A 10,143-nucleotide genomic window follows, 5' to 3' on the forward strand; every position below is an offset into this window, starting at 1 on the left:
GCAGGAAATGATCATCACTGCCCGGCTCAAGGAACGGGAGAGATTTCTGCAGGATCTTCATGACGGGCTCGGCTCCCACCTTGTGGCGGCGAAGATCCGTACCCAGAGAACGGAAGTGCCTCAGGCGGAATTCATTAATATTCTAAGTGACTGTATCGAGGATCTCCACCTCATCGTGGATGTCATGAAGGATGAGTATCTGTCCTTTCACGCAGCCATGACGGATTTCCGCCACCGCATCAGCGGCCGGATGCAGAATATTGGCATCAATATCACCTGGGACCTGCAGGCTGAGGGTTTGCCCGAAATCAAGCAGAGCAGCATCCTGCAGATCATGAGAATTGCGCAAGAGGCGCTGACAAACGCAGTGCGCCATAGCAAGGCAAGCGAAATTCAGCTTCAGGTCAAAGCGGTTGACGGCGGGGTCCTTGTCCTCATCTCGGACAATGGAACGGGCTTCGTGCCCAACCCCCACTCTGTGGGGCAAGGTTTGCGGAACATGCACCAGCGTGCACGCTCAATCGATGCCCTTCTTCACATTGAGAGGCATGATGGCACGAAAGTCCGTCTTCATGTGCCGGCAGCTTCGCTCGTGTCAGATGAGGCCAATCGTTTTCGCCTTGGCGACGGCCTCTGAGCCGGTTTTCGCCTTGAGCTTTCCATAGAGCTTTTGAACATGTGTCCGTATGGTTGAAATGCTGAGGCCGAGCGCGTCGGCGATCTCCTGATAGGTGTGGCCAGTCGCAATCTTCTCAAGAACCGCGAATTGCTGGTCCGTCAAATCCACGAAATCAGAGTGAAGCGTTGGCTTCTGAGCAAGGCGGACGAGGTGGCGCGCCAGAGACGGACTGACGGGATAAATACCAGCCATGACCTGATTGATGGCAGCCGAAACCGAGAGGGCGTCATCGTCCTTCAGAACGTAGCCCATGGCGCCCGCCTTGATTGCCTCAAGCAAGTCTCTCTCGCTCCGCATCACGGTGACGGCGAGTATCGGAACACCCGAAGCTACTCGGCTCAGATACGAGATGATGTCTGTCCCATCACCATCCGGCAGTCCAATATCAATGAGCGCCAGATCAAGGCGTGGAAGGCCCTTGCGGAGCACTGCCCGGCTTTCGGCAACAGATAAGCACGCATGAATTTCCCAGTCATGCACAGTCTTCTTCAGGCAGTCACTCAGGAACCACTGGAATTCATGATTGTCTTCAACAATCAACACGCTCTTGCGGGCAGGGGAGCTGCCGGGAGCTGTCGCATCATTGCTGGTCATGTCGCTCTCCATTCATCGGCACAGTATACAGCCCCGCTTGGCGGGATACATACAGGACGGGACGCCATATCCGCGCCGGATTGCGAATGTTTACAGCAGTTTCTCCAGCTGACGGCAAAGGATTTCCCATGTTCGAGCAGCTGCATTGGATCGTCTGTGAACTGAGAAGAACGGCACCGAGATGACGTCCAATTTCTCGAAGGCGAGCGGAATGCAGCATACTGAAACCCGCATAATTATTTGATTTTCATGTGATCGCTTATGGATGATCATCTCAATTGCATCGGATGATCGTATGATAACTACTGTATCATCAACCAATCAGTCCGTGGCTCTCTATGCCTTGTATCGTAGCCTTCCGGCCTCGGCCGCCTTGTACGGGATGATGCATGGCTGTTGAAGCGATGTCGTGGAGTGGATCAAAGCATCGGCAGAGCTGATGCCGGTACTATGTCTGGACATAGCTTTGAAAAGTTTTGACGTTGTAGCCGAGACGAGGCAGCGGTGGACGGCGGAGGAACGCCGGCAGATTGCCGCTGAAAGCGAGACGGGATCTGTATCGGCGGTGCCTGGTGGCATGGCGTGGCGGTGAGCCTGGTGTTCCGGTGGTGGCGGCAGGCTGGGCTTCCTGGCAAGCCGCCTCGCGATCAGAAACAGCAGTTCTGTGCTCAGGGTGATGTTCATCGAGCGCATGATGAAACTTGGAAAGGCGCGCACCATGGCTGTCTCGACCGCGGCCACGTCAGGCCCGAAGCTTGCCACGACATCTCCCTCGTTGACGCATGAATAGAAGCCGGGGCCTTGTGCCTGCAAATGGCCGAAGAGCATTTGACGGAGATTGGTGGCTGACGACGACCCGATCCGTGCCGATGCCCAGTCATGGGCTACACCGGCGGCGCCGAAGAGCGGGAAGAGTCCGATCTGTATCAGTAGCCGGATACCCAGAAGCCACATGTCCCGGGCGGCAATCTCATCGTCGAAGATGTATCTATAGGTGAGCGGAATCGAAAGATAGAAGAACGCCTGACAGCGATGCCCGCCAGCAGTAGTGCGCCAGCCTTGGGTTGAGCAAAGGTCATACGGAGCGCATGCCCGAGGAAACTCCATAGTGTCATTCTGCTCATGCATCGCGTTTCGTCCTGCCCCAATGCCTCGCTGTTCAGGCTGTCCGCTGCCGGTTAATGACAAACGGGGTGGAGTCCCCTGAGCCGCACACGAACGTCAAGCCGAACGCCTGTCTACATCAACATCCGCGTTCGTCTTCCGGGGCGACAACAGGTCAAGGGTTTCAGCCAAGCATTGCTTTCAGTCTAGCTTTGACGAATGGATCAGATTGGTCACGCATTGGATTGACATGTCCTTGCTGACTGTTGACATCGCGTGATCCGCCCGCAAGAGCTCTGCTGCCGAGCGAAAGTTGCTTCCGGAACGGGGCGTGCCATTTCGGGCATGATTGCAATCGCAAGTAAACAGAGAGAAGATGGACTTGCCTCCTCATTCGAGTTTCGGTCGATTCAATCTTCGCGGGTATAGATTTCCAGGCGTTAAAGCTCAGCGCCGCAGTTTCTGCCATCAGGTGTTGCAGTTTTGCCACCGTTTCAGGATAGGAAAGCCCTTCTCCAGCAAAACTCAAATGGCATGACCGGCGGGATGACCAATTCCCGTCATACCCACGGTATTACTGATATGTCTAACAACTGATTCGGGGGGCGCCGTTGACTAGATGTTTGCCTGCGGTACGGGTGGATCGTTCCGCGTTCTCATTCCGCCGCTTGTTTGCCGGCCTTTCCGTTGCTCTGCTGCTTGCTGGCCAGGCGGCCGTTCCGGCTGAAGCCGAGAGTCTTTCATACAGCGTTTCGTATACGCCAATCACCAAGGAACTGGCTGCTGCGGTGACCGCTGGCGTAGTCGCCGTCGGCAAGCCGGCGCCGTCGGCTTATCATAGCCTGATCTCCGCAAAGGCGCTTGAGGAATTGTGCAGCGGCACGGTCGAGAGACGGATTTATCTGACGCATGAACTGATACCGCCGGGTCTTGCCGCCGAATGCGGCAAGCAAGGGATTGACGAAGTGGTCAATGCCCGGCTTGGCCACATCACGCTCGTGCTTGTACAGAAGGCGGGCGAAGCGCGCCTCAACCTGACATCCAAGGCTGTTTATCTCGCGCTCGCTCAGCAGGTCCCCGTCGAAGGAGGATTTGTCACGAATGAAGCGAGGAACTGGACGGATGTCGACCCGAGCCTTCCGGACTTTCCGATCCACATGGTGCTCGTGCCGAAGGACTTTGTGATGAGGGACATTTTCGAAACCGAAGCGATGGTCGGCGGCTGCTGGAACTTCCCCATAATCAAGGACATCTACCTCGAGAAGGACCGTGAGGAGAGATGCCGCAGCATGCGGGAAGACGCCTATGAGGAAGCCTTTAGCGAGCAGGATCGTGTCGACGCTGTATTGAACGCTCCTGCTGGGAGTGTGACCATCGTCACGATGGACACTTACCAGCGCAACAGAAACAGCCTTCAGCTCCTCAGGTTCAACGGGGTGGAACCGACGCCGGAAGCCTTGATGACAGAGGATTATACACTGGCCATTCCCGTATATCTTTATGCGGATGCCGGGAACCTTGGTGCCGGTGAGGATGGGAATGCGCTTGAGGCTTGGGTGGCTGAGGCGCTGAGTGAACGCGCGTTGGGTGAAGGCGGATATCTGAGCAGCTTCAGCCTTTCCATCATTCCAAAGTCGGAACGTGAATGGCAACGTGACAGCTTGCTGCGCTGAGGGGGATAAATAATCGATGCAGAAATCTCTTCGAGCCATTTTCAGCGTAGCGCTCGCTGCTATCATGTTTCAACAGCCGGTGCTTGCCGAGGATTTGACGGTGCCCCCGGTTCAACATGGTTATGTAGATTCTGCGCTGGCGCAAGTCGCAGAGATTTGGGAAACCACTCGGCAGGTTGTTGGCGCCTGGACCAGCGGTAGCGTCCCCGCAAGTATCATCACCCGGCGGTTCGCCGAGGCCGAGAAGTCGACGGAGCTGGACTTCAGGAATTTGATGGATCTTACGGGTTACTCCGGCCTGGATATCAGGGCAACTGTCGGCGTGTTGCCGCGCTTCTCCACGTCGTTCAATCAGAGGCGCCAGATGTCTGCATCCGACCGTACGCGCCTGCTGCGGCTGCTGCGAAAACATGAGCGCGCATACGGCAGCCCGGTTGCTATCGCAGAGCGGTTGATGATTTATTCCATCCTTGAGATCAACTCGTCTGAGAGCATTGAGCTCAAGAACGTTGTGATCACGGTCTTCCCGCTGCCTTCAGCCGAATTCATCGCGGGCCCAAAGAGCAAGACGGGCCTTGGCCCCGAAGCGGCAAAACTGTCGTCGGAGATCCAATCTCTGAAAACTCTCATCCAGTCACGTTGACGGATAGGAGCGGCGCTGTTCATTGGCATGCCGTTCACAACAGTGCACGCCTAGCAAAGCCATCGACAGCGAGCGTGCTCGCCGCGTTGGTTTGCATAATCCACGAGAACGGCGGCGGAATGATGTTTCGAACCCTTGGCTGCCTGGCAGTCAGAGACAATACGCAGGCGTCGAGTCATGCTTTGTGAAATTATCCCAGCACGATCCGGACCGGATGAACAACCTATTGAGATATCACAGCTGGCGGCGGAGCCCGCTTGACGGCGGGTGGCCAGATCGGGGATGAAGGCCGCGCAGACCGTCCGAACCCCGGATGGGCGCGGATTGAAGAGGCGGTAGGACGGATGACGGAAATCGGCCCACAGGCAGGCAGGCGGACCGCGTTGCGCGCTGCGGTGAGGCCGCTCGCGACGGCTTTTGTCCTCATCATGCTGGCCGCCTGCGGAACCAACGTGCCCCGGCTCGACGATGCGCCTGTCAACAGCTATGCCACGCCCGACGGCTATAAGGGTATCCGCTACTGGGGTGACGCCGAACTCAAGAAGTTGAACGAAGTCTCGGCGGTCAGGCTCGAGCAGGTGCGCGAGGCCCACCGCAAGGATCCGTCCGTGCCGCTTGATCGGGCCTATTACCTTGCCATCTCTGGCGGCGGCGGCGACGGCGCTTATGGTGCGGGGCTGCTGGCTGGCTGGACGCTCTCCGGCACAAGGCCGCAGTTCGAGGTGGTGACAGGCATCAGCACCGGTGCGCTCACCGCACCCTATGCCTTCCTCGGCCCCGCCTATGACGGCAAGCTGAAGGAGATTTACACGACGATCAGCGAGAAGGACGTGTTGCGCTCAAGCGGGCCGCTGGGCGCCTTGTTCGGGTCCTCGCTCACCGACAATAGCCCGCTCAAGGCGCTCGTCGCCAAGCATGTCACGGCGGAGCTGGTGGACAAGATTGGCGCGGAGAAGGGCAAGGGGCGGCTGCTGCTGGTGGGCACGACGAACCTCGACGCCCAGCGCCCGGTGGTGTGGAATATGACGGCGATCGCCGCGAGCGGCCACCCGAACCGGGTTCAGTTGTTCCGCGATGTGCTGGTGGCGAGCGCGGCTATTCCTGGCGTGTTCCCGCCGCAGTTGATCCGCGTGCAGGCGGACGGCAAGTCCTATGAGGAGCTGCATGTGGACGGCGGTACGACGACCCAGGCCTTCCTGCTTTCCGGTGAGAATTCCCTCAAGGAGGTTGACAAGGCGCTGAAGTTCCCGCGTAAGCGAAGCCTCTATGTGATCATCAATGGCACGTTCGAGCCACAGGCTGAAAAGACCGAAACCAAGACGCTCGCCATCGCCGCGCGCTCAATCAGCACGCTGATCAAGAACCAGAGCATCGGCGACGTCTTTAAGATGTATGCGCAGGCCGTGCGCGACGGCATCGACTTTAATCTCGCCTCGATCCCTGCCGACTTTCAGGACAAGGGCAAGGGCGAATTCGACCAGGCGCACATGCGCAAGCTCTATGACCTTGGCTACCAGAAGGGGCAGGGTCCTGGTGCCTGGAGCAAGACGCCGCCGGATTACGAGAACTAGATGTGATCTCTCAATAGGTTGTCCATCTGGTCCGGATCAAGGAAGCTGTGGTTGTGACGCTACAGTCTCGTCGAGGAGGACCGGATGAAGATTAACAAGAATGCACGATTGACGCCGATTGGTCGAGAGCGGCTAGCCAGGGCGGTGCTGAGCGGGCTGTTCTAGGAAGTTTCTGGGCAAGGGGGCGGTCGACGTGGCACGCTTCACGAATTGACTGCGGTCGCACCAGCCATCACCGGCACCATCACTTAACAGCCTTGCGATCGAAATGCCGCCGCCGCCCTTATTTGTAGTACCCAACGCCGCAGATCAGATCGGCTACACGCGTCACAAAGCTGATCTTCTCGACCGGGGTCGTGTCTGCGCCGGGGCGTGGCCAGAAGTAGGATACCTCAATGATCGCATCAGGCTTGGCGGACTTCATCATTTCCTCTCCAAACCTCTTGCCGTTCTTGTCGACAATGTCCTGGAGCATCTTGCCTGCCAGCGCCGGATGAACCGTCAGAACGCCTGTATCGGCCTGTCCGCAGAATACATAGAGATCCCTGTCCCGCGACTCCAAGCCGCCTTTCTGCATTTCAGCCAGTGCGCCCGCCTCATCTGCCTTGATGTTCTCGATCGCCTTGGTCAGCATTGCCTTGGCTTCCTCCGCCGTTCCGAACTCACCGGCAGCCATTGAGAGGGTAGAGCAGAGTAGCAGCGCTGCGCTGGCGAGAAGACTCTTGAGCCCAAGCATTTTGTTTCTCCAATTTGGTTATGATCAGCATTCTCTGAGTGGCCTGCTGCCCGTCAATAAAATCAACCGGTATGCACCGGATGACTGACACTTCGGAGTTGATGTTGCCGCGTTGTCTGTCAGTTGGCAAGGTTTCCGCGCCACTGCAGGCCGTGCAAAGAGAAGATCAAGTAACAGCCGTAGCCGGTAAACACACGCGTTGATCCTGAGCCGGTGACCAAGCTTAACCAACCGAGATTCATTCATCGCGAGAATGACGTATTGGAATCGCCTTAAGGTTTCATGAGGGTCTGAACCCGTCAGATCTCTTTGCACTTCAGCGTGGGGGTGGTTCAAACTCCCTCGGGAGAGTTGCCATAGCGGAACGTTTCTAGCTGAGTGAGGCTTCGTTTGATCAGATGGCTCCGTGTCTGCCGAAGGATGCGGCTTGCAGCAGCAATGCCATCCGCAAGGAACTCGGCCTGCGCGGGCCAAAGCCCGTCATTCCGTCGAACGATCTCCGGCCTCAAGGAGTTCAAACGCGTCGCCACACACGCTACGGCAAGATGGCGCGTAACGAACTCCGGGCTGTTAAAATCGGCAGTACACTCTGCAACTGGCTATCTGTCCGAGCCTGCATCATGATCTGCGAAAGTGGAAACCATATTTGCGGCAAGTCCATGCTCAAGCTTATAATTTGCGTGAGTTTTTTTGACCAGGTGATTCCATTTGGCTGGGCCTCACGTCTTCTAAAGGACGTAGACCGGGTTCTTCTCCATGCCGCGCCCTAGCGTGAGACCTTCAGCCTCCGCCATCTGAAGAATGTCGAGATACAGCCGATGCGTGGCTGTGCGGGATTCGAAGCCGCGGCGTGTGTTGAGGCTGGTCGAGATCTCGATCTGGATGCCGTCGGCGGTGATGCCGTTGATGTTCACCTCGCTCCGCCGGTCGAAGAAGGGATCCTCCGAGATTCGGCTGAAGATGGCGCGTGTGAAGGCTTCGAGCTTTTCAGGCGTGCTGCCGGAGGTGACGAGGAAGCTTGTGGTCAGCGTCCGCCGCCGGCGTGCCCCGAGATTGTTGATCGTGGTGTCGGCCAGCTTGCTGTTGGGAACCACGAGCAGGCTGTCGTAGAGCGTCCTGATGCGGGTCGAGCGCAGGCCCACCGCCTCCACCCAGCCATTCACATCGCCCGCGATGATGCGGTCACCCTTCCGGAAGGGGCGGTCTCCCAGCAGGATTCCGGCTCCGAAGAGATTGGCAAGCGTCTCCTTGGATGCGAAGGCCACGGCCAGGCCGCCGATGCCGAGGCCGGCGAGTATCCCCGTGGTGGGCACCGACCAAAAATGGCCAAGCGCCAGCCCGGTGCCGGCGATCAGCGCGAGCCGCAAGACCCCGCGCATGAAGGTGAGCAGGATGTTGTCGATGGCTGTCTCGCTGCGGTCGGTATAGACTTCAAGGACGGATGAGATGATGCCGATGACCTGCCAGACCGCATAGGCTACGATCAACATGAATAGCGAGCCCTGAAAGGGAAGGGTATACTGGCGGGAGGAAACTGGCAGTCCCAGCCACGGCACAATCTGCGTGGCGGTAAGGACGGCAAACCCGATGCCGATGGCCCAGGCCAGCAATGTTGGATTGCTGACATGACGCTTCAGGGCTTGCCTCTCCAGCACCCAGAATGCGATACGCTTGACGGTGAAGGCGACCGCCGCGATGACGCTGAGCAGGAGCATCGTGGCCAGGAGCTGCCAGTATTCAACTGGCCCCCTGCCGGCGATATCTGCCAGCAAGGCGGGCGCATAGGCCTTCACCTGGTCACGGATTGCGAACATTGCCGAAGGCGGAATGAGCTTCGGGTCCAGCATATGGACTTCGGGAAGCACTTGTACGGCAGAAAACAGCCGCCGCAGATCCTGCAGGGTCTGGGCAGAGAACTTCCAGCGCGTGTCGGCGTCGGTGCCCAGGGGCTCGATCACGATCTTGCCGGCGGGATGTTCGAAATAAACGAAGGGTTCCCGGCTCAGGCCCGAATTTGGCACGCTCTGCAGCGGCATGCGCCCGACCATGTCGATCATGCGCACCAGATAGTGTGCCATGAGCCGCCCATGTTGCTGCTTGAGCACCTCAGGCACGCCGGTAAGGTCTAGGGCCGACAGCGCCTCCTGTTCCCCGCCCCTGTCCCAGAGGGCCATGCCCTCGAGGAAGCTGCGCAGTGTGTCGCGCGGGCTCTGCAACTGGCGGAACGCGTCGGCGGGGCGCGCGGCAACGGCCCCGGCCATAGCGGCGAGCGACTGCGCGTCCGGCATGATGATGCGCCATGCACCATCGGCATCACGAGCCATGCCGAGTTCGACCGCTGGCGCGGCATCAAGCCGGGGAAGCGATACGGCGATCCGCGGTGTGGCGGCCCGTTCCGGAATGAGGGCAAGGCTGAAGGTCGCGAGGTCGACCACGCCGAACAGCTGTTCGGCGGCTGCAAACTTCGCGCTGAGCGTTGGCCAGTTCGTTGCTTGGCCAAAATCGATTGCATCCACAGCCACGGCAAGGGCCTGCGGTTCTCCCTCCCGGGCGCGATTGCCCGCATCGAGGAAGCTTCGCATAGTGGCGCGGGGGGCACGCAGGTCAGCGATCAATTGCTTGCCTGGTGTCTCGTCGGCGCTGAGGCGGAGTCCGCTCAGCCATTCTCCGCCGGAGGTGTAGCCCGAGAAACTGTTTTGGCCGCTGCCCAGCGTGGCATGAAAATGCTCCTTCAGCCCGTCATGGATGAACTCGCCGTTGATCTCAGCGCCTTGCGCTGTGGCCTCAATGTCACCGCGGCCATTGCGATAGCTGCCGCGCACATCCGTCCCCTCCTGGGTGAGGGAGAGGAAACCGCCGCCGCCAGGCCAACTTACCTTCCACTCCCCCGACCACGGCTCGGCAGCCGTGGCGGGCACGAGCATGAAGACTGCCCAGATCAGAAGAAAGCAGAACCTCGACATGGTGTGGCCGCCCGGCGTTATCAGCATCATGCCCTATTCACGCACGGTTGTGCCGCGGCGGCAAGGAAAACGCTTGCATCGTCCCCTCTGAATGTCCGGTCGCGCCCAAGCTGCGGGCAACATGTCCACGGCGGTGGAGCGCTGGCGCGCGAGGTCAATTGCTTGAGCATGATCTTATCG

At 58.7% G+C, this 10,143-nt stretch carries 8 protein-coding genes; 4 read left to right on the forward strand and 4 right to left on the reverse strand.

Features of this window, described 5'->3' with window-relative positions; all coding sequences use genetic code 11:
* The coding region (locus tag ACILRA_RS13740; RefSeq protein ID WP_395662662.1) for a sensor histidine kinase at positions 1-637 on the forward strand (637 nt) is incomplete at its 5' end.
* Here ACILRA_RS13740 and ACILRA_RS13745 read toward each other — a convergent pair.
* Together ACILRA_RS13745 and ACILRA_RS13750 are read right to left on the reverse strand one after the other, a co-directional pair.
* The gene (locus ACILRA_RS13745) at positions 596-1,273 is read right to left on the reverse strand and encodes a response regulator transcription factor (protein WP_395662663.1); all 678 of its coding nucleotides are present in this window, start codon (positions 1,271-1,273) and stop codon (positions 596-598) included. The two genes, ACILRA_RS13740 and ACILRA_RS13745, sit on opposite strands and share 42 nt — an antisense overlap.
* Positions 1,274-1,609: 336 nt before the next feature.
* Positions 1,610-2,401 carry a hypothetical protein gene (locus ACILRA_RS13750; protein WP_395662664.1) on the reverse strand — a complete coding sequence of 264 codons (792 nt, stop codon included), beginning with the start codon at positions 2,399-2,401 and terminating at the stop codon, positions 1,610-1,612.
* 614 nt (positions 2,402-3,015) lie between these two features.
* On the opposite strand from ACILRA_RS13750, the gene ACILRA_RS13755 reads away from it, so the two are divergent.
* From ACILRA_RS13755 to ACILRA_RS13765, 3 genes are all read left to right on the forward strand, one after another.
* Positions 3,016-4,050 (forward strand): substrate-binding domain-containing protein, encoded by a 1,035-nt coding sequence (locus tag ACILRA_RS13755; RefSeq protein ID WP_395662665.1) that lies wholly within the window; start codon positions 3,016-3,018, stop codon positions 4,048-4,050.
* A 16-nt stretch (positions 4,051-4,066) separates the two neighbouring features.
* Complete coding sequence (locus tag ACILRA_RS13760) at positions 4,067-4,693, forward strand: hypothetical protein (RefSeq protein WP_395662666.1); 627 nt, start codon at positions 4,067-4,069, stop codon at positions 4,691-4,693.
* Between the two features lie 344 nt (positions 4,694-5,037).
* Positions 5,038-6,264, forward strand: a complete 1,227-nt coding sequence (locus ACILRA_RS13765; RefSeq protein ID WP_395662667.1) for a patatin-like phospholipase family protein — start codon at positions 5,038-5,040, stop codon at positions 6,262-6,264.
* Between the two features lie 283 nt (positions 6,265-6,547).
* Here the strand turns inward: ACILRA_RS13765 and ACILRA_RS13770 are convergent, their stop codons facing one another.
* Together ACILRA_RS13770 and ACILRA_RS13775 are read right to left on the reverse strand one after the other, a co-directional pair.
* A complete protein-coding gene (locus tag ACILRA_RS13770; RefSeq protein ID WP_395662668.1) occupies positions 6,548-7,000 on the reverse strand; it encodes a cache domain-containing protein in 453 nt (150 codons plus the stop codon).
* Between the two features lie 728 nt (positions 7,001-7,728).
* Entirely contained in the window at positions 7,729-9,993 is a 2,265-nt protein-coding gene (locus ACILRA_RS13775) for a mechanosensitive ion channel family protein (RefSeq protein WP_395662669.1), read from the reverse strand.
* Between the last annotated feature and the right edge of the window lie 150 nt (positions 9,994-10,143).

The sequence above is a fragment of the Aestuariivirga sp. genome (genome assembly GCF_044239095.1).
Classification (GTDB): Bacteria; Pseudomonadota; Alphaproteobacteria; order Rhizobiales; family Aestuariivirgaceae; genus Aestuariivirga.